Here is a 25657-nt window from a genome sequence, read left to right as displayed (position 1 = left end):
CAGCTACTACGTGCTGAACGACATTCCACCGACATTCAACGCCGACGACGGCTACACCATCCGCTATCGCATCACGCTGCAGGCAGAGCATCCGTATACCGCGCTGTTGGGAGATTGCACCCTGCAGGATCACCGCCGCGATGGCCTGTTCTGTACGCCGGGCGTGATTCCGTTCTCCAACATCAGTCAGGCAGACAGCCAACAGTTCGATGGCTGGCACGGCATGCCTTATCCGGGGTACCAGTACCCGTTCATTTTCGTGCACGCCGCCGCCGATCCCGACGGGGTGATGCTCAGCAACATGGCCGAGTTTTTGTGGCAGTCACAGCAATGGTACCAACGGCAGTTCGGCGTGCTGGGCCCCGGCGCATCGGCCTATATCTGGAATCGTTGGGACAATCTGAGTTACGGCCCGGCGGATACCTGGACCATGTTCCACTGGGGTGACGGCACCGCCTGGTCCGGCTATCAGCCACGCGCCTTCTTCGGCGCCGCCCGCGCCTGGTGCGAGTTACGGCAGGCGAACAAAACGCCGCCGCTCAAGCTGGTGGAATATGTCGAGAACTGGCTGCGCTGGCTGATCGATTTCACCAACGACGCCGGCGGCGTCACACCGACCGATTTCCCGATGACCGGTCTGCCGCAGCCCGATGCGCAGGACTTTACCGGCCACATGTGCGGCCTGTGGCTGGCTGGTGCCGTGCTGGCAAAAATGGCCGGTAGCGAAGTAGATGGCATCGAACACTTTATTGAACAATGCGTTACGGAGTTGCAGAGACACTACCTCACCGCCGGCGACGTGATGGACGGCGGCTGGTCGCCCGCACCGCGTCCCGGCACCGATAACGGCATGTTCTTCGGCTTTTGGTCAGGCGAGATCCTGCGCGGATTGAGTCTGTATGTGATGTACAAAAACGGCCTTACTTATCCAGCCGGCAAACAGAAGAGAACCACACCATGACAGCAAAATACCGCGCCCTGCTCACCGATCAGGGCAAAGCGCTGCTGGCTAACGCCGCAGCAACCGGCCAAAAACTGGAAATCACCCATATGGCGATCGGCGACGGCGGCGGTACGGCAACGCAACCGAGCGAAAGCCAGACCAAGCTGGTGAACGAAAAACGACGCGCCATATTGAATTCGCTGCAGGTAGACGCCGGCAGTAGTAATCAGGTGATCGCCGAACAGGTCATCCCAGAGGACGTTGGCGGCTGGTGGATCCGCGAGTTGGGGTTGTATGACAAAAACGGCGTGCTGGTGGCGGTCGCCAATACGCCCGACACCTACAAGCCGCTGCTGGCCGAAGGCGCCGGCCGCACCCAGGTCGTGCGCATGGTGCTGCTGGTCAAGGGCGACGCCAACGCGACGATCGTCGCGGACAAAACCGCCTTGCTGGTGTCGCGCGATACGCTGAATGCAGCCATCGCCGAACATGCCCGCTCGCGCAATCATCCGGACGCCACCTTGCTGGCCAAGGGTTTCACCCAGCTGAGCAACGACAGCAACAGCGCCAGCGAAACCCTGGCCGCCACCCCAAAAGCGGTGAAAGCGGTTAACGACGCTTCGCTGAAGATCGCCGCGAACCTGAAAGATCTGCCAAATAAATCCGCGGCGCGCGGCAACCTTGAACTGGGCACTGCCGCCACACGCAACGTCGGCACGCAAAAAACCAACCTGATGGAAGTGGGCGCCTTTGGTTTAGGAGACGGCCCCAAACATCGCGAAGATACCTTGAGCAACCTTGGTGAAATTTATCGAGTTAACGGCACATCGAAAAACGCGCCGGGCGGCGGCGTTTATGGCGTCTTGAACCTGCCGTGCGACGGCGGCCCCTCCAGCGGCTATCTGGCGATCCAGACGAACGGATGGTCTTACATCGGCACGTCCACGACCCCTGACAAACCGTTGAACTGGTATCGTATCTACACCACAGGTTTTAAACCGACGGCCACCGACGTCGGTGCCTACACCAAGGCAGAGGCCGACGGCAAGTTCGTCAAACAGAGCGGCGATACCATTAGCGGCGCTTTAACGGTCAACGGTTCAATTGAAACAAAATCGGGATTGACCACCCCCTACGCCACGGTGACGGGGTCATTAACTACCAAGGGCGGCATCGAGTTATTCGGCACCGCGCCCTATATTGATTTCCATTATGGCAATACCAACGCGGATTATGACGTTCGCATCATTAATGACAGCCAAGGCCAATTAAGTCTGGGAGCAAAAAACGTTCGGGCCAATGAAAACCTCACCGTTGGCTTAGATGCCTACGTTGACAGAACACTTTATATCAATGGCCAAGATTTCATTACTAAAAAAGGGGTAATAACCGAAGCCAGTGGTAATCGGAATACTCAAGGGCTGCGCATACAAGGTGCTGGTAACCAGTATATTGATCATTATTTCTATGAGGAGACAGGCAAGCGCGCATTTGGCGCAATGCATGTTTCCTCTGGCGGCTCTGATGGCTGGTTCCAATTTGGTCATCAAGGCGACATTCGCAGCAATGGCCCTTGGCCACGCTTGATGTTAGGTGAAGCAACCTACTTTAATGACGGCAATATCAACGGCAGCATTTGGGGTGGCTATTTAAGCAACTATCTCAACCAAAACTTTGTGCGCGATGTTCGTCTGGGTAATGTGGAAAGTATCGCTACCTGGCGAGGTCCCGGTTATTTGGACAGTGCGGGTTATGTCCTGACCGGTGCAGCAAACAACAACGTGGATGAATACATCGACGTGATTTTCCGTCGGCCGCTGCAAAAGCACATTAATGGTAATTGGGTTACCGTCTGGAGCGTTTAATGATGAATAACATAAAGAACTTTACTCTCGTCGCGCCGGAAACGGCAGAGCAAAAGCAGTTGGCCGCCTCGCACGGTGTCTTATTTTTAAAATCCGACGCCGGTGACGACTGGTATGAGTGTCAAAAAAACTTTCGTCCTGAGACGGTAAAACTGATGTATGACAAAGAGGGGATTATTCGCTCCATCACCACGAAACCTAATGCCGAAGGCCATTATGACGTTTCCGGATTTTTCCCGGAAAATATGAGCGTGGCGGAGGTAGAGAGTCTGCCTGATGGCGTAGATATAAACGGACGCTGGCTATTTGACGGAGCAAAAATCAAGTTCAGGGAATATTCAGAAGCAGAATTGCACCAGCAAGCCGCCAATAAAAGACAGGAGCTGATTAAGCACAGTTCGTTGCAGATAGAAACGCTCAACGACGCCGCCGACCTGGGCATGATGAGCGAAGCGGAACAGAGGCTGCTGACTCGCTGGAAAACCTACCGCGTGTTGCTTAATCGGGTCGATCCCAAAGACGCCCCCGACATCGACTGGCCGCAACCGCCGCAATAACTCCGTTCAACGCCCCATCAGGGGCGTTTTTTTTCTTTATTTTTCCTGCTGTTGTATCAGTTCTCCTACACCTCGAATGAGATGCGGCGCCGCAGGGTGACAGGCATTCTGTTATCACCAACCACAAACGGAGTAATGCTATGGGTGACTATCACCACGGCGTGCGTGTCCTCGAAATCAACGAAGGCACCCGCGTAATTTCCACCGTCTCGACGGCCATTATCGGCATGGTTTGTACCGCAGAAGATGCCGATGCAACCCTGTTCCCTCTCAACACCCCGGTGCTGATCACCGACGTGCTGGCCGCCAGCGGCAAAGCCGGTAAAAAAGGCACCCTGGCGCGTTCGCTGCTGGCGATCGCCGAGCAGGCTAAGCCGGTGACCGTCGTGGTACGCGTGGCGGAAGGGAAAGACGAAGCCGAAACCACCTCCAATATCATTGGCGGCGCCGATGAAAACGGTAAGTACACCGGCATGAAAGCGCTGCTGGCCGCCCAAGCCGAACTGGGCGTGAAGCCGCGCATTCTGGGCGTACCGGGCCATGACAACCAGGAGGTGGCGACCGCGCTGGCCGGCATCTGCCAACAGCTGCGCGCCTTCGGTTATATCAGCGCCTACGGTTGCAAGACCGTTTCCGACGCCATCAAATACCGCGCCAACTTCAGCCAGCGCGAGCTGATGCTGATTTGGCCGGACTTCATCAACTGGAACACCACCACCAACAGCAGCGACATCGCCTTCGCCACGGCCCGCGCACTGGGGCTGCGCGCCAAGATCGACCAGGAGACCGGCTGGCACAAAACCCTGTCCAACGTCGGCGTCAACGGCGTGAGCGGCATCTCGGCCAGCGTGTTTTGGGATCTGCAGACCGCTGGCACCGACGCCGATCTGCTGAACGAAGGCTGCGTCACCACCCTGATCCGCAAGGACGGCTTCAAGTTCTGGGGCTCTCGCACCTGCTCCGACGAGCCGCTGTTCCAGTTTGAAAACTACACCCGCACCGCGCAGGTATTGGCCGACACCCTGGCCGAAGCCCATCTGTGGGCGGTTGACCGTCCGCTTACCCCAACCCTGATCCGCGACATGATCGACGGCATCAAGGCCAAGTTCCGCGAGCTGAAGTCCGCCGGTCTGATCATCGACGGCGACTGCTGGTATGACGAAAGCGCCAACGACAAAGAGACCCTGAAGGCCGGCAAGCTGTTTATCGATTACGACTACACCCCGGTGCCGCCGCTGGAGGATCTGACCCTCCGTCAGCGCATTACCGATCGTTACCTGGCGAACTTCGCCGCGTCCGTGAACAGCTAAGGAGACTGAACCATGGCACTGCCAAAAAAACTGAAATACCTGAACCTGTTTAACGACGGCTTCAACTACATGGGCGTGGTTTCCGCCATGACGCTGCCGAAACTGACCCGCAAGCTAGAAAAATTCCGCGGCGGCGGCATGAGCGGTGCGGCGTCGGTGGACTTCGGCCTGGACGACGATGCACTGGTGGTGGAATGGACCATGGGCGGCATTGACGAACTGGTGCTCAAGCAATGGGGCCGGATCGATGCGGTGCCGCTACGTTTCACCGGCTCTTTCCAGCGCGACGACACCGGCGAAGTCTCCGCGCTCGAAGTGGTGATGCGCGGCCGTCATAAAGAGATCGACAGCGGTGACTTCAAGCAGGGCGAAGATACCGAAACCAAAGTCTCCACCGACTGCACCTACTTCAAGCTGAGCATCGACGGCAAAGAGCTGATCGAGATCGATACCGTCAACATGATCGAAAAAGTGGACGGCGTGGACCTGCTGGCGGCGCACCGCCGCGCCATCGGCCTGTAATTTTTCACCTCGACGGCCAGCCTCTGCGCTGGCCCTCTTTCCCCGACTGAGAACTGGATACCCCTATGGAACTGAATGCATCCCCGGAAAACACCGTCGTCCTGAGCGCCCCGATTAAACGCGGCGACAGCGAAATCACCCGCGTGCAAGTGACCAAGCCTAATGCCGGCAGCCTGCGCGGCATCGGCCTGGCCGCGCTGGCCAACGCCGATGTCGACGCGTTGATCACCATTCTGCCTCGCGTCACTTACCCAAACCTGACCAAGGAAGAGTGCGCCCGCCTGGAACTGCCTGACCTGATTGCGCTGGCCGGCCAGGTGATCGGTTTTTTGTCGCCGACATCGGCAGAGTAACTGTCGATCCCGCTCTGACAGTGGATGACCTGATGGCGGATATCGCGGTGATTTTTCACTGGCCGCCTTCGGAAATGAACGACATGACGCTGGCCGAGCTGATCGGCTGGCGCCACAGAGCGCTGCAACGTAGCGGAGTAAATAAAGATGAGTGATACCGACAGCAAAGAAGCGTTGAAAAACGCGGACAATACCGTCCGCGAATTTCGTCAGAAGCTCAAAACCGAGCGGAAAAATCAATCTCAACTCGCCGAATTGTTGAAGGTCAAAGCGGCGCAAGCGAACGCGCTTCGCAAACTGGATGAGATTCGACATATCCGCGCAAGCTTGCCCGCATTTCTCTCTTCCCCGGAGGATATCGCGACGGCGCAGCAGGCGAACCTCAATTACGTAGTGCAAAGCGCGCGAAAAACCCTCACATCGCGCAGTCAACAGCGCCTGGAACGGCAATTACAGGCAAGAGAGGTGGATACCGCCGATTTGCCTCTTGCCCAGCGCAAATCCCAGAAGAAAGCAGACGTGACGCAAGGCATCCTTAACCATCAGCGTGGCATACGCCAGGATCTGCGCCAAAACAGACGCCAGGAAGTGCTTGGCGATGACCAAAATCGCCAGGAAAAAATTGGCAAGCTCCGCGCATTCAGCGCACAAAGCGCGGAAACGGCAGGTAAAATTTTTGGCGCGGGGAAGACGCTGTTTACGCCGGGCATGAAGTTCGAGCAACAGATGTCGGGCGTACAGGCACAGTTGGGATTGGATAATGGCGATCCGCATCTGACCGGTTTGCGCCGGCAGGCAACCGGCATGGCCGCCGAAGGACAATCCGCACAAGAGGTCGTTCAAGCGCAAAGCGCACTGGCAAGCGCCGGCTACAATGCGCAGGAGGTGCTGACCGCGGCGCCGGCGGCGCTGAACCTGGCCAATGCCAGCGGCAGCAGCATTGAGGAGGCGGTAAAAGCGCTGACAGGGATCCAAAGTACCTTTCAGCTGCCCGTTGCTCAAGCAGGCAATATCGCTGATGTGCTGACCAAAGCCGGCAACCGTTATCAACTGAGTCTGAGCGAGCTAGAGACCCAACTGCGCACGGCAGCGCCCGCGGCGAAGCGCGATGGCCTGGGTCTGGAACAAACCGCTGCGCAGTTGGCGCCTCAGGGGCGCAGCCTCGGCAGCGTCGACGGCGCCGCTCAGATGCTGGTAACCGTCAGAGGCGACAACCTGGATGGCGATATTAAAAAACTGTTCGCCTCATGGGATAGCCTGCGCATCGGCCTGTTCGATGGGCAAAATACCGCTTTGCGGCAACTGACGCAAGCCGCCGCCGGCTGGCTGATCAGGCTCGGACAGTGGACGCAAGCCAACCCTGAACTGGCCAACACGTTGATGACCGTCGGCATCGCCATTACCGCCTTGGTCAGTGGGCTGTCATCCATCGGCGTCTTCATCGCTCCGGCGTTGAGCGCCATCAGCATGTTGATGGCCGGCGCGGGCCTGTTGGGGACGGTATTCACGTCCGTGGGGGGCATTATCGCCGGCGCGTTCACCGCGCTCAGTCTGCCGATTGCAGCCGTCGTCGCGGCGATCATCGGCGGCGCCGCCTTGATCTATAAGTACTGGGAGCCGATCAGCGCGTTTATGGGTGGGGTAGCCAGCGGTTTTGCCGCCGCCATCTCACCGATCGTCAAAAGTTTCGCCCCGATGCTGGAAGTGTTCGAATGGGTGATTGACCTGGTCAAACAAGGCTTTAACGCGCTGCTGGAACTGCTGGCGCCGATCCAGATGACGCAAGAAGGGTTAAACAACGCCGCCGGCTATGGCAAGGCGTTCGGCGAAGCCCTAACGGCATACTTGACTTGGCCGACTGCCATGCTCGCCAAGCTCAGCAACGGCGTGATACGGCTGTTGAAAGCTCTCGGCCTGTTGAGCGGCAATCAGCCGGAATTGGATGATGAACAAATCAAGACCGTGCAAAACGATCTGGCGTCGAGCGGGTTAATAGAGGGAGCGGCGGTGCAGAACTATCAACCGGCCATGGCGCCGGGTGCTATCTCAACGGCCAACAACCGTAACATCACCAATCATATGACCATTAATACCACCCCAGGCATGGACCGTCGGGAGGTCGAACAAATCATCAACCATGTAAATCGACAGAACCAGTTGGACAAAGAAAACGCCGTCTATTCAGAGTACCGCTTCGCATAAGGATCCTAATCATGATGCTAACGCTTGGGTTATTCGTATTTATGTTACGCACAATCCCTTATCAAACCATGAACCGCCAGATGGGGTACCGTTGGCCGCAAAATGACCGGATTGGGCAGCGTGCCACCTCACAGTTTCTTGGTGTCGACGTGGAGACCATCACGCTCAGCGGCCAACTGCTGCCGGAACTGACCGGCGGCCGTCTTTCGTTGCTCGCATTGCAAACCATGGCCGAGCAAGGCCGCGCCTGGCCGTTGATTGAAGGCAGCGGCGCTATCTACGGCATGTTCGTGATTGAGAAGATCGCCCAAACCAGCAGCCAATTTTTCCCGGATGGGCAACCGCGGCAAATTAATTTCGATATCACGCTGAAACGCGTAGATGAGTCGTTACACGCCATGTTTGGCGATCTGCGCCACCAGGCGACGGAATTGCTCGATAAAGCGCAAAAAGCGACGGGGATAACCTTATGATCACCGAAACCTATCAACCCATGGGGGCGAAGCTCGCCCCCGATTTCATTCTGACCTTGAGCGAAAACGACATTACGGCGAATATTCGCGATCGGCTGCTTTTACTGAAGATGGAGGATTTTAGCGGGTTCAAAGCAGATACCTTGAGCCTGACGCTGGATGACAGCGATGGCCAGCTACGCATGCCCGAACGAGGAGCGGTTCTCGAACTGTTTCTCGGTTGGCAGGGTTCCGCCCTAATCGGCCAGGGAAAGTTCATCGTCGATACCATCACTCACAGCGGCACCCCGGACACCTTGCAAATCACCGCTCGCAGCGCGGATTTTCGCAGCTCGATGACGCAACTGCGCAGCGAGTCTTATCACGATAAGACGGTTGGCGATATCGTCCAGTTGATCGCTGACCGCAACAGCTTGCCTGCCCCCTCCCTCGCGCCGGAGATTGCGGCCATCAAAGTTCCTCATATCGACCAAACTAACGAGTCAGACCTGCAGTTTCTCACCCGTCTAGCCATCCTCAACGGCGCTCAGGCCAGCATCAAGTATCAACGCATTCTGTTCCTGACGCCGGGCATGGGGCGCACCGCTAGCGGCGAGCCGATTCCGAGGATGACGTTGTCGCGCAGCGATGGCGATAGCCATACCTTCCAGCTCGCGGATGCCAAAGCCTATAGCGGCGTTTCCGCGGTTTGGCTCAATACCGACAAGCCGGAAGAAGCACAGAAGGCCGTCAGGCTTCAGCGCCAACAACCGGTGCCCAAAAACAATGAGGCGAAACATCCTGACGCCAAACCCGGAGTCCCTGTAAGCAAATCGGAGAATCCTTCCAGTTATATGGTGGGTCAACCCGACCAGGTCTATCACATTCCCAAGGTCTTTCGCGACAAAGCCTCCGCCATGCGCGCGGCTGAAGCGCTGTTTAAACGTATTCAAAAAGGCGTCGCCAAGTTCACCATCAATCTGGCCCTGGGGCGTCCGGACCTGTTTCCAGAGCGCCCTATCCAGGTGCGCGGCTTTAAAAACGTCATCGATAATCAACCATGGGTCATTAGTAAGGTCACCCATAACTTGACCGGCACGGGTTACACCTGCAGCCTGGACCTGGAGATTTTGCTTACCGACCTAGAGTATCAGAGCACAGAGTCTTGAGATTTCATTTGCATCTTAATCTTGCTTTTGCAAGACAATGAGCTATTATAAGTCATATAACTTGATGTAGCAGAAAGAGGGATTCAACTATGATGCACTGTCCATTATGCGGTAACGTGGCCCACACTCGCTCCAGTCGCTATCTGAGCGAGTCGACCAAAGAACGCTATCATCAATGCCGCAACATCAACTGCAGCTGCACGTTCGCTACGCATGAGTCCGTTGCGCGGGTGATCGTCAAGCCAGGCGATGATATTGTCCCGGCGCAGCCGCACCCGCCGGAGAGCCAACATAAGCAAGGCGCCGCGGCGCTGTAATGCAAAAAGCCTGCTGATGCAGGCTTTTTTATGTCGCTACCACGCGGCCAAATCTCGCAAATGCAATTCAGCAGAATTTTCAGATAAAAAAAGGGGTTGGCATAAGCCAACCCCTGATCACTATTAACTTTTGGATGCAGCGTTAGCCAACGCGGTTCAGACGCTCTTTGATACGAGCAGCCTTACCAGTACGCTCACGCAGGTAGTACAGTTTAGCTTTACGAACGGCACCACGACGTTTAACAGTAATGCTGTCGATTACTGGGGAGTGAGTCTGGAATACGCGCTCAACACCTTCGCCGTTGGAAATCTTACGAACAGTGAATGCAGAGTGCAGACCGCGGTTACGGATAGCGATAACCACGCCCTCGAATGCCTGCAGACGTTTTTTGCTACCTTCAACGACCCATACCTTCACTTCCACGGAATCACCCGGACGGAATGCAGGTACGTCTTGTTTCATCTGCTCTTGTTCAAGTTGCTTAATAATGTTGCTCATAATATGTCTCTTACCCTAGGTAAACTGATATATCGGTCCCGTCTGATGTCAGACGTTCCCTTCATAGTCCTGTTGCCTGGCCTGATGTTCCCGTTGGAAATCAGCCAGCAACACCGCTTGCTCGTCAGTCAGAGCTAGGCTTTCTAGAAGTTCAGGTCTTCTAAGCCAGGTTCGGCCCAGCGACTGCTTTAAGCGCCAGCGACGTATCTCGGCATGGTTGCCCGACAGCAGAACCGGCGGTACTTCCATCCCTTCCAACACCTCTGGGCGGGTATAGTGCGGGCAGTCCAGCAATCCGTCGGCGAAGGAGTCTTCCTCCGCTGAGGCCTGATGGCCCAGCACACCCGGTATGAAACGGGCGACTGAATCAATCAGGGTCATTGCCGGCAGTTCCCCGCCGCTGAGAACGTAATCGCCGATTGACCATTCTTCGTCAATTTCGGTTTGGATTACGCGCTCGTCTATCCCTTCGTAACGGCCGCACACCAGAATCATCTTCTGATTGGCCGCCAGTTCGCACACGCCGGTTTGATCCAGCTTGCGCCCCTGAGGTGACAGATAAATCACCTTTGCTCCCTCGCCTGCCGCTGCTTTCGCCGCATGAATGGCTTCCCGTAAAGGTTGCACCATCATCAGCATTCCCGGGCCGCCGCCGTAAGGGCGATCGTCCACGGTACGATGCCGGTCGTAGGTGAAGTCGCGAGGACTCCAACACTGCACGCTCAGCAGGCCATTTTTTACTGCCCGGCCAGTCACCCCGTAATCGGTGATAGCGCGGAACATCTCAGGAAACAGGCTTACAATACCGATGAACACAAGCCAATCCCCTTACCGTTATTCCACTTGCTTCGACCGTGTGATCCGGAGGTCAAAAACCAGGATCCCAATCTGCCTCAATCACGCGGGCAGTGAGATCGACTTTCTTGATAACCTGCCCATGAAGAAACGGAATCAACCGCTCCTTCATGCCGAACGCATCTTTCAGGTTCGCTTTCACAACCATCACATCGTTCGAGCCGGTTTCCATCATATCGATGACTTTACCCAGCTCGTAGCCGGCGGTGGTGACTACCTGGCAGCCCATCAGGTCTTTCCAGTAGTAATCGTCACCCTCCAGCGGAGGAAGTTGATCGGAATCCACCATAATCTCGCGATTAGTCAGCAGATTCGCCGCGTCCCGATCGTCAATGCCTTTGACCTTGATGATCAGATCCTGACTGTGGCGCTTCCAGTCTTCCAACTCGATATGCTGCCACTGACCCGCCTGCTGGATAAACCACGGCTGATAGTCAAAAATGCTTTCGGCGTTCTCGGTGGATGAAAACACTCTGAGCCAACCACGAATGCCGTAAGCAGACCCCATTTTACCGAGTACAATCGGCGCGATCGGCGCTACCGGTTTGAGTTGCTTGCTCATTGCCACCACCGCGACAGATTAAGCTGCTTTCTTAGCGTCTTTGATCAGCGCGTGAACGCGATCAGAAACGGTTGCACCCAGACCAACCCAGTGCTCGATGCGGTCCAGGTCCAGACGCAGTGCTTCAGCCTGACCGGAAGCGATCGGGTTGAAGAAGCCTACGCGCTCGATGAAACGACCATCACGAGCGTTGCGGCTGTCGGTCACTACTACTTGATAGAACGGACGCTTTTTAGCGCCGCCACGTGCCAAACGAATTGTTACCATAACATCCTCTTTAGTTAATAAAACAGCCGGGCCCCATTGAGGGACGGGGCCCGGTTGCAATATAAAAAGCCCGAAAATTTTACTCATTTTGGCGCAAAAAGCAATCTAAAGCGTCGATCGCAGGGGACAACTTTTGCAGCCTGTCAAATTTCGGGCGGTTTTCACCGCGAACGGCGAATGCTGAAAGCGCCCGCACTCGGCGTGCGGGGGCCCGTCAGCGGCCTGGGAAGCCTGGCGGCATCATGCCTTTCATGCCGCGCATCATCTTCGCCATACCGCCTTTCTTCATCTTCTTCATCATACGCTGCATTTCGTCGAACTGCTTCAGCAAGCGGTTGACGTCCTGCACCTGCATGCCGGAACCCATCGCGATGCGGCGCTTGCGCGAGCCTTTGATGATTTCCGGTTTGGCGCGCTCTTTCAGGGTCATCGAATTGATGATCGCCTCCATGCGCACCAGCACTTTGTCGTCCATCTGCGACTTGACGTTGTCCGGCAGCTGGCCGGCGCCCGGCAGCTTACTCAGCATGTTGGCCATGCCACCCATGTTGCGCATCTGCTTGAGCTGTTCCAGGAAGTCGGTCAGATCGAAACCGTCGCCCTTCTTCAGCTTGTTGGCCAGCTTCTCCGCCTGCTCGCGATCGACCTTGCTTTCGATATCTTCGATCAGCGACAGCACGTCGCCCATGCCCAGGATGCGCGATGCCACGCGATCCGGGTAGAACGGCTCCAGCGCTTCGGTCTTCTCGCCCACGCCGAGGAACTTGATCGGCTTGCCGGTGATATGACGGATGGACAGCGCGGCGCCGCCGCGCGCGTCGCCATCAACCTTGGTCAGCACCACGCCGGTCAGCGGCAGCGCTTCGTTAAACACCTTGGCGGTATTGGCGGCGTCCTGGCCGGTCATGGCGTCGACCACGAACAGAGTTTCCACCGGCTTGATCGCCGCGTGCACCTGCTTGATCTCGTCCATCATCGCTTCGTCAACGTGCAAACGGCCGGCGGTATCGACGATCAGCACGTCGTAGAACTTCAGCTTGGCCTGTTGCAGCGCGCGGTTAACGATATCGATCGGTTTTTCTTTGACGTCGGACGGGAAGAAGTCAATGCCGACGCCTTCCGCCAGCGTTTCCAGCTGTTTGATCGCCGCCGGGCGATAAACGTCCGCGGAAACCACCAACACTTTCTTCTTCTGTTTTTCTTTCAGGAATTTGCCGAGCTTACCGACGCTGGTGGTTTTACCGGCGCCCTGCAGGCCCGCCATCAGCACCACCGCCGGCGGTTGGGCCGCCAGGTTCAGTTCGGTATTCACTTCGCCCATCGCGGCGATCAGCTCGCCTTTGACGATCTTGACGAACTCCTGCCCCGGCGTCAGGCTCTTGTTGACTTCATGGCCGACCGCGCTCTCTTTGACGCGGTTGATGAAGTCGCGCACCACCGGCAGCGCAACGTCCGCTTCCAGCAATGCCATGCGCACTTCACGCAGGGTGTCCTTGATATTCTCTTCGGTCAGCCGCCCGCGGCCGCTGATATTGCGCAACGTGCGCGACAATCGATCGGTTAAATTTTCAAACATCGTCTCATGCTCAACGTGTAATGACAGGCCGCTCCGGCGACACAATTGCGCCGATGATAACACGAAGCGCGCAGGATCTCTGCCTCAGCATTGGAGATCGGTTGGAGTGAAACGCGCGCAACGCTATACTGACACTCCAATTAACCACGCCGAAGCAAAATTAAACGCTATGCCAGTTTTCTCCATTGTGGCTTTGATGGCCTACCTGCTCAGCCTTGGACTGATCATTCCCAGCTTGTTGCGGAAGAACAGCGCATACCGTCGGCTTGCCCTCGTCTCGGCGGTGGTGGCGCTGATTTGCCACGCCATCGCGCTGCAGCAGCGCATTTTTGACGTCAGCGCCGGGCAGAATCTCAGCCTGCTGAACATTGGCTCTATCGTCAGCCTGATCATCTGCTCAGTCATGACCTTCGTCGCCTCGCGCGACCGCGGCTGGTTCCTGCTCCCGATCGTCTACAGCTTCGCGATGATCAATCTGGCCTTCGCCAGCTTTATGCCCGGCGAGTTTATCACTCACCTGGAGGCCAGCCCGGAACTGATGGTGCATATCGGCCTGGCGCTGTTCTCTTATGCCACTCTGATCATCGCCGCGCTGTATGCCTTGCAGCTTGCCTGGCTCGATTACCTGTTGAAAAACAAGAAGCTGACCTTCAGCGCCGACATGCCGCCGCTGATGAGCATCGAGCGCAAGATGTTCCATATCACCCAGATTGGCGTGGTGCTGCTGACGCTCACCCTGTGTACCGGCCTGCTGTATATGGATAATCTGTTCAGCAAAGAGAACGTGCATAAAGCCGTGCTGTCGATCATGGCCTGGTTCGTGTATATCGTGCTGTTGTGGGGCCATTACCATGAGGGCTGGCGCGGCCGCCGCGTCGTCTGGTTCAGCTTCGCCGGCGCCTTCCTGCTGACACTCGCCTACTTCGGCAGCCGTCTGATTCAGCAGGTGATGGTGCGCTAAGCCAGCCCGGTTCAATTCTCCCTCTCTATAAGGAATACTGCATTGGAGCATGTGTCGACGGGGACCCTCATCATTATCCTGGTGATCATGATCGTGGTCTCCGCTTACTTCTCCGCCTCCGAAACCGGCATGATGACGCTCAATCGCTATCGCCTGCGTCACCTGTCCAAACAGGGCAACCGCTCGGCGCGTCGGGTGGAGAAGCTGCTGCAAAAACCGGATCGGCTGATCGGCCTGGTGCTGATCGGCAACAACCTGGTCAACATCCTCGCCTCGGCGTTGGCGACCATCGTCGGCATGCGGCTGTATGGCGACCTCGGCGTGGCGATCGCCACCGGCGTGCTGACCTTCGCCGTGCTGCTGTTCGCCGAAGTGCTGCCGAAGACCTTCGCCGCGCTCTACCCGGAACGCATCGCCTTCCCCAGCAGCTTCCTGCTGGCGCCGTTGCAAAAGGTGATGTTCCCGCTGGTCTGGCTGCTCAACGGCATCACCAGCCTGACCTTGCGCCTGTTCGGCATTCGCACCAACGTGCGCATCAGCGACGCCGTCAGCAAGGATGAGCTGCGCACCATCGTGCGCGAATCCCAGTCGCAGATATCCCGCCGCAATCAGGACATGCTGATCTCGGTGCTGGATCTGGAAAAGGTGACGGTTAACGACATCATGGTGCCACGCACCGAGATCGTCGGCATCGACGTCAACGACGACTGGAAGTCGATCATGCGTCAGCTGACCCACTCGCCGCACGGCCGTATCGTGCTGTATCGCAGCTCGCTGGACGACGCCATCGGCATGCTGCGCGTGCGCGAAGCCTACCGCCTGATGACCGAGAAGAAAGAGTTCAACAAAGAGAACCTGCTGCGCGCCGCCGATGAGATTTACTTCGTGCCGGAAGGCACGCCGCTCAACGTGCAGCTGGTGAAGTTCCAGCGCAATAAAGAGAAGGTCGGCATTGTGGTCGACGAGTACGGCGACATTCAGGGCCTGGTCACGGTGGAAGACATTCTCGAAGAGATCGTCGGCGACTTCACCACCTCGATGTCACCGACGCTGGCGGAAGAAGTCACGCCGCAGAGCGATGGCTCGGTCTTGATCGACGGCACCGCCAACGTGCGCGAGCTGAACAAGGCCTTCAACTGGACCCTGCCGGCCAACGAGGCGCGCACAGTCAATGGCATGCTGCTCGAAGAGCTGGAAGAGATCCCCGAAACCGGCACTCGGGTGCGCATCAGCCATTACGATATCGACATCCTCGACGTGCAGGGCAACATGATCAAACAGGTGCGGGTCACGCCGATCACCTCGCTGCAGTCCAGCGTCGGCCATCACTGACCCCGGCCAGAAAGTAAAAAAGACGCGAAATCGCGTCTTTTTCTATTTTTGCGGGACGTTGAGGCTAGATATGCAGTTCCTGCAATTTCTCTTCCGGCAGCGCCAGCTCATCGTTGTGGTTCACCACCACGCCGTTATCCAGAATGTGCTTGGCGATCTCCTGCGCTTCTTCCAGCGAGTGCATATGATAAGTGCCACACTGGTACTCGTTCAGCTCAGGGATCTTGCGCTGGTCGGTCACTTTCAGCACGTCGGCCATCGCCGCTTTCCACGCATCGGCTACGCGCTGCTCTTCCGGCACGCCGATCAGGCTCATGTAGAAACCGGTACGGCAGCCCATCGGGGAGATATCGATAATCTCCACGCCCAGGCCGTTCAGGTGGTCACGCATAAAACCGGCGAACAGGTGCTCCAGAGTGTGAATGCCGCGCTCGGGCATCACTTCCAGGTTCGGGCGGCAAAAGCGCAGATCAAACACCGTGATGGTATCGCCATGAGGTGTTTTCATGGTTTTCGCAACGCGGACAGCCGGAGCTGCCATACGGGTATGATCGACGGTAAAGCTATCCAGCAATGGCATTTCGCTACCTCCTCGTAAAAGAGCATTTATTTCGAAACTTTTTTTCCTAACCAGGAAACCTTTTCCAACCCTGCGAGTCTGAGTATATGAAAGACGCGCATTTGTTATCATCATCCCTGTCATCAGAGATGCATATTTGGCCACATTGATGTGGCCTTTTTCTTTTCAGCTCCCGCCGTTTTGCTTCAGGAACGCTTCAAAGCTTAGCGTATCATTGGCTTCTATGTCGCGTTGGCGCTGCCACGAGGCTTCTCGCTCTTTATCCAGCTCGGTTTCGTTCAGGATTTCCAGCGGTTCTTCCAGCAACGTCTTGCGATACTGCTCCGCCAGCTGCAGGCCGACGCGCCCGGTGCCTTCCGCCTTCATCGCCCTCAGGATGCGCGCGGAGAAGGTCAGTTCAGGATCGTCGAACGCGGCGATCAGCTCATCGCACACCTGCTGGTACTGACGATTGCCGGCTTCGCCGTCCAACACTTCCGCCACCCGGTGCAGATCGTCGAACAGCGCCTTGCCCACTTTTTCCAACGGTTCACGGCTGGCGTCGCAACCGATACCGATGGTCTGGCCCGGCTTACGCCCTTCCAGGATCACCCGGTTCCAGTTTTTGCGCGTACACAGCAGCTCATCGCTGCTCATTTCCGGCGCATCGGCCAACGCGCACCACACCAGGAACAGGTCCAGGAAACGCGCCTGCACCGCATCCACGCCGATCGGCGAGAACGGGTTGATGTCCAGCGAACGCACTTCGATGTATTCGATACCGCCGCGCAGCAGCGCGTCTGACGGCGTCTCGCCGCTTTTGGTTACCCGCTTCGGCCGGATCGGCGCATACAGCTCGTTTTCGATTTGCAGCACGTTGCTGTTCAGTTGCAGGTAGCGATCGCCCTCTTTCACGCCCAGCTTGGCGAACTCTTCGGAAGGCGTGGCAATCGCCCGCTTCAGACCCGCCACATAGCTGTGCAGATCGTTGAAGGTGATGCCCAGATTGCTCTGCGATTTGTTGGTATAGCCCAAGTCGCTCAGACGCAACGAGGTAGCGTACGGCAGGTAGCACATGCCCTGCTCGGTACGCTCGAACGGCAGATTGGTCTCGCGCCCCTTGAGGAACGACGAACAGATGGCCGGCGACGCGCCGAACAGATACGGGATCACCCAGCCGAAGCGATAGTAGTTGCGGATCAGGCGGAAATAGCCCGCCGAGATCTGCTCTTTACCGCTTTGCTCATCCTGCACGCCGGCCCATGCCTGCCAAAACTCCAGCGGCAGTGAGAAGTTGTAGTGCACGCCGGAGATGGTCTGCATCAACGCGCCGTAACGATTCTTCAGCCCTTCGCGGTACAGCGTTTTCATGCGACCAATGTTTGACGAACCGAACTGCGCCAGCTCGATATCCTGCTCGGCTTCGATAAAGCACGGCATGCTGAGCGGCCACATGCGCTCTTCGCCAATATTGCGCGCCACGTAGCGATGGATATCGCGCAGGAACGTCAGCAGGTGATCGATGTTGTCATCAACCGGCGTAATAAACTCTAACAGCGCTTCGGCAAAGTCCGTGGTGATCCAGTGGTGCGTCAATGCCGCGCCCAGCTTTTCCGGATGCCCGGTGGTCGCCAAGGTGCCGTTCGGCGTGACCCGCAGCGTTTCACGCTCGATGCCGCGACGAATGCCTTTTAATGCCTGGGGATGGGCTTCCAACCAAGAAAGCGCCTGTGATACGTCCGGGATCAAATTGACCTCCCGCTTCTAAAAACAATAACTCGTAAGCATACTGAATCCGCACCCGAGAGAATATTGAGTTATATTCACTTGGTTACTGCCACCAGGCGATGCCCTGTATCGTTATCATAGCCAAAATGATGTAACGCAGCGCCTTTCCGATACACAGAAACAGCGCGACAGAGCCCCAGGGCATGCGCAGCCAACCTGCCAACACGCACAACAAATCGCCCACCACCGGCACCCAGCTGAGCAACAGCGCAGCCGGGCCGAAGCGTTGCAGCCACCCGAGCGCCGTTGCCAGCCCCCGCTGTGGTTTCAACGCCGGTAACAGGCGCCCGATAATGACATTGGTCAAGCCACCAAGCGTGTTGCCCAAGGTCGCCGCCAGCACCAGCAACTCCGGCGAGACGCGACTCTGGGCCAGCAAGGCGACCAGAACGATTTCTGAATTTCCCGGCAGCAGCGTCGCACTGAGGAAGCTACTGCCAAATAACGATATTACGGCTAGCGTACTACTCACAGCGAACGAACGTCTACCGCGGCCATGCCGGCGCTTTTTGCCGCCTGAATGCCGAAATCGGCATCTTCAAACACCACGCACTTTTCCGGCGGAACGCCGATCAGCTCGGCGCAACGCAGGAAGGTGTCAGGCTCCGGTTTATGGCGCTGCACGTCGTCCGCGCCGACGATGGCGTCGAAGCAGTGGAACAGGCCGAGATGACGCAACAGCATTTCCGCCATACGGTGCTCGCTGCCGGTACCGACCGCCATCGGACGACGGCCGTGATAGGACTTCACTACTTCGATCAGCGGCAACGGACGCACGCTGTCCAGCAGCATCGCTTCCACCGCACGGGTTTTCTCCGCCGCCAGGTGATGGGGATCGAGATCGGCCTGATGGCTGACGATAATCGCCTGAGCGATGCGCCAGGTCGGTGAACCGTTCAGCGCCACCATGGCCGCTTCGTCAAACGTCATGCCATAACGGGACAGCACTTCGCTCCACGCTTTGCGGTGCGTTGGTTCGGTGTCCAGAATCGTGCCGTCCATGTCGAAAATAAGACCCTGATAGCGGTCGTACATCGTTACTCCATGATCGTTGAGGAAAGAAAACTACTTTAGCGTAAAGCCGGTGGGTTGTCGCTGACTGCGTCATAACGGAATGTGCTGTGCCTGAGCAGGCGCAAAGGGGGAAGAGAGGGGGAACGGATTGATAAACGCTGAAAAGCGAAAAACCCGCCGAAGCGGGTTTCTCTTAGATGGTGCATCCAGGAGGATTCGAACCTCCGACCGCTCGGTTCGTAGCCGAGTACTCTATCCAGCTGAGCTATGGATGCATGTCTATTTTTACTGCCTGTCTGCTTCGCTGATGAAGCGAGACTGAAAGAATGGTGCATCCAGGAGGATTCGAACCTCCGACCGCTCGGTTCGTAGCCGAGTACTCTATCCAGCTGAGCTATGGATGCACAGGAATTCTTTTTTGATACCGTATGGTACGTTGTTACTACCCCACCATACTGCAAAATATGGTGCATCCAGGAGGATTCGAACCTCCGACCGCTCGGTTCGTAGCCGAGTACTCTATCCAGCTGAGCTATGGATGCAAATGGCGGTGAGGCGGGGATTCGAACCCCGGATGCAGCTTTTGACCGCATACTCCCTTAGCAGGGGAGCGCCTTCAGCCTCTCGGCCACCTCACCATACGCTTCTTTCGAATTGTGCCTAACTTGCTTTAGAGAAGCTCATCGGCACTGCGTGGCGCACATATTACTTTCTCCGACTTTTAAGTCAAACAATTTTTCCCAACTCATGTGCGTTTGCACAATTCACACCCAACATGGGTGATTTCACGGCAAAAAGGGCATTTTATCAACAGGCAACCGCAGCGTCTGGGGCAACAAAGCAGGAAACTAACCGGGAAAATAATCACGAAAAAGAGAGGGGAGCACGAAAGAAGTGGCTAAAACGATGCAGTAGCGTCTCGTCTGGCAACGAGACGCTGCTTCGGAATCAGTAAGTCGTCTGCTGAGACTTCTCTGCCTGAATGCGCTGATAGATTTCTTCACGGTGAACCGAAACCTCTTTGGGGGCGTTCACACCAATACGCACCTGGTTGCCTTTTACCCCTAGCACAGTGACCGTAACCTCATCGCCAATCATGAGGGTTTCACCAACTCGACGAGTCAGAATTAACATTCTTTGCTCCTTGAAAGATTAAAAGAGTCGGGTCTCTCAGTTTCCCCGTCATTATCCATCATATGTGGTGAAAACGTAAGCCGCGCAACCCACAATAAGTGTAAGCAGACTTGGTCCCACCTCAGATAATGGTAAGTTTAGCCGACCTGAAAAACTTTGTTCCCGCAATTGTAACTAAATTGTGTTAGCACAGTATGAAAACGCCATAATCAACAAAGTGTTATGGCGTTTGTCCGTGCTATTTATTTATATTCACAGCTTCGAGGCCACCCAGGCTTCTACGCTGTTTAACGCCGCTGGCAGGGCGCTGACATCCGTTCCCCCCGCCATCGCCATATCCGGGCGGCCACCGCCCTTGCCGCCTACCTGCTGCGCCACGTTGCCGATCAACTCGCCGGCTTTCACGCGGTCAGTCAGATCCTTGGTCACGCCTGCGACCAGGCTGACTTTGTCATCAGCCGTCGTTGCCAACACGATAATGGCCGAACCCAATTGATTTTTCAGGTCATCCACCATAGTGCGCAGCATTTTGGCTTCGACATTATCCAACTGGCTGACCAACAGCTTCACGCCGTTAACCACTTTTGCCTGGCTGGACAGCGACGCGCTTTCCTGCGCCGCTTGCTGATCTTTCAGTTGCTGCAGTTCTTTTTCCAGCACGCGGGTGCGGTCGAGCACCGAGCGTACTTTGTCGGTCAGGTTGTTGCTGTCGCCCTTCACCAGCTGCGCAACGTCTTGCAACATATCGCTTTGCTGGTGCAGCGTGGCGATAGCGCCTGCGCCGGTCACCGCTTCAATACGACGGATGCCCGCCGCCGTGCCCGACTCGCTCAGAATGCGGAACAGGCCAATATCGCCGGTGCGGCTGGCGTGAGTACCGCCACACAGCTCGGTGGAGAAGTCGCCCATGGTCAGCACGCGCACATTGTCATCATACTTCTCACCGAACAGCGCCATTGCGCCCTTCTCTTTGGCATCTTCCAACGCCATCAGCTCGGTCTGTACCGGCAGGTTACGACGTACCTGCTGGTTAACCAGATCTTCCACCGCGCGGATTTGTTCCGGCTTCATTGCTTCGAAGTGCGAGAAGTCGAAACGCAGGTATTTGTCGTTAACCAGCGAGCCTTTCTGCGCGACATGGTCGCCCAGCGTCTGGCGCAACGCGGCGTGCAGCAGGTGAGTCGCGGAGTGGTTCAGACGGATGCTGTTGCGACGCTCGGTATCGATCTGCGCATCCACGCGATCGTTCAGCTTCAGTGAGCCCTGCGCCAGCTTACCTTGATGGCCGATAGCCTGGCCGTATTTCTGGGTGTCGTTGACCACAAACTCGGTACCGGCGGCTTTCAGCACGCCCTTATCGCCGACCTGGCCGCCGGATTCACCGTAGAACGGCGTCTCATCCAGCACCACCACAGCCTCTTCACCGGCGTTAATCTGCTCGACTGGCTGGCCGTCGCGGAACAGTGCGATAACCGTCGCCTGCTGTTCTTCGTGATCATAACCGCTGAACAGGCTGCTGCCGTCCACGCGGATCAGGCTGTTGTAGTCGGCGCCGAAGCCGCTGGATTCGCGTGCGCGGCGGCGCTGCGCTTCCATCGCTTCTTCAAAGCCCGCTTCGTCGACTTTCAGACCGCGCTCGCGGCAGACGTCAGCGGTCAGATCCACCGGGAAACCGTAGGTATCGTACAGGCGGAAAGCGGTTTCGCCGTCCAGGGTATCGCCCTGCAGCTTGGCCAGCTCTTCGTCCAGCAGCGCCAGACCGCGCTCCAGCGTACGGGCAAACTGCTCTTCTTCAGTTTTCAGCACCTGCTCCACCAACGACTGCTGGCGTTTCAGCTCGTCGGCCGCCGGGCCCATCACTTCGATCAGCGGCGCCACCAGCTTGTAGAAGAAGGTGTCTTTCGCGCCCAGCATGTTGCCGTGGCGGATCGCGCGACGAATGATGCGGCGCAGCACGTAGCCGCGGTTTTCGTTAGACGGGATCACGCCGTCCGACACCAGGAAGGCGCAGGAACGAATGTGGTCGGCGATAACGCGCAGGGATTTGTTGTCCAGATCGGTCGCGCCGGTCACTTTCGCCACGGCGGCGATCAGAGTACGGAACAGATCGATCTCATAGTTGGAGTTCACATGCTGCAACACCGCCGCGATGCGCTCCAGGCCCATGCCGGTATCCACCGAAGGTTTCGGCAGCGGCAGCATGGTGCCGTCGGACTGGCGGTTGAACTGCATGAAAACGATGTTCCAGATCTCGATGTAGCGGTCGCCGTCTTCTTCCGGGCTGCCTGGAGGGCCACCCCAGATGTGATCGCCGTGATCGTAGAAGATTTCGGTGCACGGGCCGCATGGGCCGGTGTCGCCCATCTGCCAGAAGTTATCGGAGGCGAAAGGCGCGCCCTTGTTGTCGCCGATGCGGATAATGCGCTCGGCCGGTACGCCGATCTGCTTCTGCCAGATGTCGAACGCTTCGTCATCGGTTTCATACACGGTGACCCACAGTCTTTCTTTCGGCAGGTTGAACCAGTTTTCACCGGTCAGCAGTTCCCATGCGTAGCTGATAGCGTCGTGCTTGAAGTAATCGCCGAAGCTGAAGTTGCCCAGCATTTCAAAGAAGGTGTGGTGACGCGCGGTATAACCGACGTTTTCCAGGTCGTTATGTTTGCCGCCTGCACGCACGCAGCGCTGCGAGGTGGTGGCGCGGGAGTAGGCGCGTTTGTCCAGCCCCAGGAAAACATCCTTAAATTGGTTCATGCCGGCATTGGTAAACAGCAATGTCGGATCATTGTTAGGCACCAGGGAGCTGCTTGCTACAACCTGGTGACCCTTACTATGAAAGAAATCGAGAAACGCTTGACGGATCTCAGCGGTGCTCTTGCTCATAATTTTCCTGGAAAGGCTAGAATAACGACACGTGAGCCGGTGACGCGTCATCCTGACGATGACAACCAGCTCACGAACAAAAAGTGGGGATAAGATAAATTTTCTTCAGAGGGAAGTAAAACCCCGTGTGCGCTCATTGCGCAAAATCACGGTAAATTGACTGAATTTCTTCTTGGAAGAAGCCGCGATAGAGCAGATAGCGCTGCACTTTGGCTTTCTCTTTCCAGTCGGTTGGCAACACATCGCCAAATTTTCGCTGCGCGACCTGCTTCGCCTGTTCGCACCAATCGATGTCGGATTCCGCCAACGCATCCTGCACCAGCGCTTTGTCCACGCCCTTTTGCATCAGTTCGCTGCGGATGCGCTGCGCGCCATAGCCTTTGCGGCTGCGGCTACCGATGTAGCTGTGGACGAAACGCTTATCGTCCAACCAGTTGTGCTGATAACAGTAGGCGATAACCTGGTCGATCAGCGCAGGATCCACCGGCTCTTCAGCCACCGGCGGCGATGTCGGCGCATGCGGCCCTTTGCCACCGAAACGGGCTTTCGCCACAAACGGCTGCGCCGCAAGTTTGCGGCGCAGTTCAGCTTCACTATGATCGCGTTGCGACAGCAGGCGCATGGCGCGGCTTAGCAAGTCATTCATCATTCAAGCCTGAATTTATGGGATGTGCGCCACACAGGGGCGGCGCACATCTTCAGCGATTAGAACTGCTCGCTGGTTTCCGCTTCGTCATCTTCGAAGTCGTCACCGGAAGCGGCCACCAGTTCACCGCCGCTGTGCAGCAGCAGGTCGCGCAGCTTCTTATCCAGCTCGGCGGCAATAGCCGGGTTTTCTTTCAGGAAGTTACAGGCGTTAGCCTTACCCTGACCGATCTTCTCGCCGTTATAGCTGTACCAAGCGCCAGCTTTTTCGATCATCTTGTGCTTCACGCCCAGATCGACCAGTTCGCCACGGCTGTTGATGCCTTCGCCATACATGATTTGGAACTCAGCCTGCTTGAACGGCGCAGCGATTTTGTTCTTCACCACTTTTACGCGGGTTTCGCTGCCCACCACTTCGTCGCCCTCTTTGATGGCACCGATGCGGCGGATATCCAGGCGCACCGAAGCGTAGAACTTCAGGGCGTTACCGCCGGTAGTGGTTTCCGGGTTGCCGAACATCACGCCGATTTTCATACGGATCTGGTTGATGAAGATCAGCAGGGTGTTGGCATTTTTCAGGTTGCCGGCCAGCTTACGCATCGCCTGGCTCATCATGCGTGCCGCCAGACCCATGTGCGAATCGCCGATTTCACCTTCGATTTCCGCCTTCGGCGTCAGCGCCGCCACGGAGTCGACGATGATGACGTCAACCGCGCCGGAGCGGGTCAGCGCATCGCAGATTTCCAGTGCCTGCTCGCCGGTGTCCGGCTGGGAGCACAGCAGGTTGTCGATATCGACGCCCAGCTTTTTCGCGTAGATAGGATCCAGTGCGTGCTCAGCGTCGATGAACGCACAGGTTTTGCCTTCGCGCTGCGCGGCGGCAATAACTTGCAGCGTCAGGGTGGTTTTACCGGACGATTCCGGGCCGTAGATTTCGACGATGCGGCCCATCGGCAGGCCGCCTGCGCCCAAGGCGATATCGAGTGACAGTGAGCCGGTGGAGATCGTTTCCACGTCCATGGAGCGGTCTTCACCCAGGCGCATGATGGAGCCTTTGCCGAACTGTTTCTCAATCTGGCCCAGTGCCGCAGCTAACGCCTTTTGCTTGTTCTCATCAATAGCCATTTTTGCTCCTTCGTTTCGCAATGCCGGTGTTACCCCACACTGCCACTGAATGTATGTTGTGCAGGAAATGTCACTAATTATACTGTATGGTCATACAGTATCAAGCCTAATTTACAAAAATTCGTCGATGGCGGTTTGCAGCGCGAAAATCGTCGCCTGCAGCCGCACCGCGTCGCGGTCACCCTCGAATTGCATCTTGCGCGACAGCCCCTGGCCATCGCTGCTGGCGAAGCCGAACCACACGGTGCCGACCGGTTTTTCCGCGCTGCCGCCGTCCGGGCCGGCGATGCCGCTCACCGACAGCGCCAGATCGGCCTGCGCCGCACGCAGCGCCCCTATCGCCATCTCGCGCACGACCTCTTCGCTGACCGCGCCGTGCGCCGCCAGCGTCGCTTCGCTCACCCCCAGCAGGTCATGTTTCGCCGCATTACTGTAGGTCACGAAACCGCGATCGAAATAGGCGGAGCTGCCCGCAATATCGGTAATGGCCTTGGCGATACCGCCGCCGGTGCAGGATTCCGCGCAGGTGATCCAGCGGCCCTGAGCCTTCAGTTTCTCCCCCGCCAGCATGCTGAGCCGACGCAGTTGTTTTTCACTCATAACCCCTCCCTCGCGAATTCAGGTATATGCGCCCGATAGTAGCATTTATCAAGGAGACGCGGCGGCCGGCGTGTGGAAATGCGCAACGCCTCGCAGGCGGCGCGGTTTTAAGCGCCCGGTCAAGCTGCTAGTATCGGGAAAAGCGCCCCATCGAGCGGCGGCGCACCAGC

The 25657-nt window shown here is 57.0% G+C and carries 27 protein-coding genes and 4 tRNA genes; 13 read left to right on the top strand and 18 right to left on the bottom strand.

Annotation, left to right across the window (positions count from 1 at the left end):
- Positions 1–957: 957 nt before the first annotated feature.
- From BHU62_RS25370 to BHU62_RS06985, 10 genes are all read left to right on the top strand, one after another.
- Positions 958–2808 carry a phage tail protein gene (locus tag BHU62_RS25370; protein WP_236720649.1) on the top strand — a complete coding sequence of 617 codons (1851 nt, stop codon included), beginning with the start codon at positions 958–960 and terminating at the stop codon, positions 2806–2808.
- A complete protein-coding gene (locus tag BHU62_RS07025; protein WP_078062030.1) occupies positions 2808–3365 on the top strand; it encodes a tail fiber assembly protein in 558 nt (185 codons plus the stop codon). The genes BHU62_RS25370 and BHU62_RS07025 overlap by 1 nt, the downstream gene beginning before the upstream one ends.
- A gap of 140 nt (positions 3366–3505) precedes the next feature.
- Positions 3506–4675 (top strand): phage tail sheath protein, encoded by a 1170-nt coding sequence (locus BHU62_RS07020; RefSeq protein WP_073530336.1) that lies wholly within the window; start codon positions 3506–3508, stop codon positions 4673–4675.
- A 12-nt stretch (positions 4676–4687) separates the two neighbouring features.
- Positions 4688–5197 (top strand): phage major tail tube protein, encoded by a 510-nt coding sequence (locus BHU62_RS07015; protein WP_073530334.1) that lies wholly within the window; start codon positions 4688–4690, stop codon positions 5195–5197.
- Positions 5198–5262: 65 nt separating this feature from the next.
- Positions 5263–5550 carry a phage tail assembly protein gene (locus BHU62_RS07010; RefSeq protein WP_073530331.1) on the top strand — a complete coding sequence of 96 codons (288 nt, stop codon included), beginning with the start codon at positions 5263–5265 and terminating at the stop codon, positions 5548–5550.
- Positions 5551–5570: 20 nt separating this feature from the next.
- Complete coding sequence (locus tag BHU62_RS07005) at positions 5571–5705, top strand: GpE family phage tail protein (RefSeq protein WP_073530329.1); 135 nt, start codon at positions 5571–5573, stop codon at positions 5703–5705.
- Positions 5698–7752 carry a phage tail tape measure protein gene (locus BHU62_RS07000; RefSeq protein WP_073530327.1) on the top strand — a complete coding sequence of 685 codons (2055 nt, stop codon included), beginning with the start codon at positions 5698–5700 and terminating at the stop codon, positions 7750–7752. Before BHU62_RS07005 ends, BHU62_RS07000 begins: the two co-directional genes overlap by 8 nt.
- A gap of 11 nt (positions 7753–7763) precedes the next feature.
- Positions 7764–8225, top strand: a complete 462-nt coding sequence (locus BHU62_RS06995) for a phage tail protein (RefSeq protein ID WP_073530304.1) — start codon at positions 7764–7766, stop codon at positions 8223–8225.
- Positions 8222–9373, top strand: coding sequence for a contractile injection system protein, VgrG/Pvc8 family (locus BHU62_RS06990; protein ID WP_073530303.1), 1152 nt, complete (start codon positions 8222–8224; stop codon positions 9371–9373). The genes BHU62_RS06995 and BHU62_RS06990 overlap by 4 nt, the downstream gene beginning before the upstream one ends.
- A gap of 89 nt (positions 9374–9462) precedes the next feature.
- Entirely contained in the window at positions 9463–9690 is a 228-nt protein-coding gene (locus BHU62_RS06985) for an ogr/Delta-like zinc finger family protein (RefSeq protein WP_073530302.1), read from the top strand.
- 142 nt (positions 9691–9832) lie between these two features.
- Here the strand turns inward: BHU62_RS06985 and rplS are convergent, their stop codons facing one another.
- The 5 genes from rplS to ffh all read right to left on the bottom strand — a co-directional run bounded on the left by rplS (position 9833) and on the right by ffh (position 13449).
- Positions 9833–10189, bottom strand: a complete 357-nt coding sequence (gene rplS, locus BHU62_RS06980) for a 50S ribosomal protein L19 (protein ID WP_004932484.1) — start codon at positions 10187–10189, stop codon at positions 9833–9835.
- Between the two features lie 48 nt (positions 10190–10237).
- Positions 10238–11005, bottom strand: a complete 768-nt coding sequence (gene trmD / locus BHU62_RS06975; RefSeq protein ID WP_047569238.1) for a tRNA (guanosine(37)-N1)-methyltransferase TrmD — start codon at positions 11003–11005, stop codon at positions 10238–10240.
- Between the two features lie 52 nt (positions 11006–11057).
- On the bottom strand, positions 11058–11606 hold the full coding sequence (gene rimM, locus BHU62_RS06970; protein WP_033637182.1) for a ribosome maturation factor RimM: 549 nt from the start codon (positions 11604–11606) through the stop codon (positions 11058–11060).
- Between the two features lie 18 nt (positions 11607–11624).
- Positions 11625–11873, bottom strand: a complete 249-nt coding sequence (rpsP, locus tag BHU62_RS06965) for a 30S ribosomal protein S16 (protein WP_004932501.1) — start codon at positions 11871–11873, stop codon at positions 11625–11627.
- Positions 11874–12087: 214 nt separating this feature from the next.
- Complete coding sequence (ffh, locus tag BHU62_RS06960; RefSeq protein ID WP_073530293.1) at positions 12088–13449, bottom strand: signal recognition particle protein; 1362 nt, start codon at positions 13447–13449, stop codon at positions 12088–12090.
- Positions 13450–13618: 169 nt separating this feature from the next.
- Here ffh and BHU62_RS06955 point away from each other — a divergent pair, with 169 nt between their 5' ends.
- Positions 13619–14410, top strand: a complete 792-nt coding sequence (locus BHU62_RS06955; protein WP_004932506.1) for an inner membrane protein YpjD — start codon at positions 13619–13621, stop codon at positions 14408–14410.
- 42 nt (positions 14411–14452) lie between these two features.
- Positions 14453–15742 (top strand): HlyC/CorC family transporter, encoded by a 1290-nt coding sequence (locus tag BHU62_RS06950; protein ID WP_073530292.1) that lies wholly within the window; start codon positions 14453–14455, stop codon positions 15740–15742.
- A gap of 64 nt (positions 15743–15806) precedes the next feature.
- Here BHU62_RS06950 and luxS read toward each other — a convergent pair whose 3' ends face one another.
- From luxS to alaS, 10 genes are all read right to left on the bottom strand, one after another.
- Positions 15807–16322 (bottom strand): S-ribosylhomocysteine lyase, encoded by a 516-nt coding sequence (gene luxS, locus BHU62_RS06945; RefSeq protein ID WP_073530289.1) that lies wholly within the window; start codon positions 16320–16322, stop codon positions 15807–15809.
- Positions 16323–16487: 165 nt separating this feature from the next.
- Positions 16488–18050, bottom strand: coding sequence for a glutamate--cysteine ligase (gene gshA, locus BHU62_RS06940; protein ID WP_073530286.1), 1563 nt, complete (start codon positions 18048–18050; stop codon positions 16488–16490).
- Between the two features lie 82 nt (positions 18051–18132).
- Complete coding sequence (locus BHU62_RS06935) at positions 18133–18561, bottom strand: YqaA family protein (protein ID WP_073530283.1); 429 nt, start codon at positions 18559–18561, stop codon at positions 18133–18135.
- Complete coding sequence (yqaB, locus tag BHU62_RS06930) at positions 18558–19124, bottom strand: fructose-1-phosphate/6-phosphogluconate phosphatase (RefSeq protein WP_073530280.1); 567 nt, start codon at positions 19122–19124, stop codon at positions 18558–18560. Before yqaB ends, BHU62_RS06935 begins: the two co-directional genes overlap by 4 nt.
- 177 nt (positions 19125–19301) lie before the next feature.
- Positions 19302–19378: transfer RNA gene (locus tag BHU62_RS06925), tRNA-Arg, on the bottom strand.
- A 52-nt stretch (positions 19379–19430) separates the two neighbouring features.
- Positions 19431–19507, bottom strand: a tRNA-Arg gene (locus tag BHU62_RS06920).
- A 61-nt stretch (positions 19508–19568) separates the two neighbouring features.
- A tRNA-Arg gene (locus BHU62_RS06915) sits at positions 19569–19645 on the bottom strand.
- A gap of 3 nt (positions 19646–19648) precedes the next feature.
- Positions 19649–19741: transfer RNA gene (locus BHU62_RS06910), tRNA-Ser, on the bottom strand.
- 310 nt (positions 19742–20051) lie between these two features.
- The gene (csrA, locus tag BHU62_RS06905; RefSeq protein ID WP_004091602.1) at positions 20052–20237 is read right to left on the bottom strand and encodes a carbon storage regulator CsrA; all 186 of its coding nucleotides are present in this window, start codon (positions 20235–20237) and stop codon (positions 20052–20054) included.
- A 252-nt stretch (positions 20238–20489) separates the two neighbouring features.
- Positions 20490–23117, bottom strand: a complete 2628-nt coding sequence (gene alaS, locus BHU62_RS06900; RefSeq protein WP_073530275.1) for an alanine--tRNA ligase — start codon at positions 23115–23117, stop codon at positions 20490–20492.
- Here alaS and BHU62_RS25205 point away from each other — a divergent pair.
- Complete coding sequence (locus BHU62_RS25205; protein WP_162091232.1) at positions 23067–23210, top strand: hypothetical protein; 144 nt, start codon at positions 23067–23069, stop codon at positions 23208–23210. The genes alaS and BHU62_RS25205 overlap by 51 nt on opposite strands.
- Before the next feature lie 40 nt (positions 23211–23250).
- Here BHU62_RS25205 and recX read toward each other — a convergent pair whose 3' ends face one another.
- From recX to pncC, 3 genes are all read right to left on the bottom strand, one after another.
- Positions 23251–23763, bottom strand: coding sequence for a recombination regulator RecX (recX, locus tag BHU62_RS06895; protein WP_073530272.1), 513 nt, complete (start codon positions 23761–23763; stop codon positions 23251–23253).
- Positions 23764–23822: 59 nt separating this feature from the next.
- Entirely contained in the window at positions 23823–24887 is a 1065-nt protein-coding gene (gene recA / locus BHU62_RS06890) for a recombinase RecA (RefSeq protein ID WP_004932541.1), read from the bottom strand.
- Between the two features lie 111 nt (positions 24888–24998).
- The gene (gene pncC / locus BHU62_RS06885) at positions 24999–25487 is read right to left on the bottom strand and encodes a nicotinamide-nucleotide amidase (RefSeq protein WP_073530268.1); all 489 of its coding nucleotides are present in this window, start codon (positions 25485–25487) and stop codon (positions 24999–25001) included.
- Positions 25488–25657 lie beyond the last annotated feature (170 nt).

This window comes from Serratia marcescens, from assembly GCF_001902635.1.
GTDB classification, from domain to species: domain Bacteria; phylum Pseudomonadota; class Gammaproteobacteria; order Enterobacterales; family Enterobacteriaceae; genus Serratia; species Serratia marcescens_F.
The sequence above is the reverse complement of the archived record's forward strand: the minus strand, read 5'-3'. Positions and strand labels throughout refer to the sequence as shown.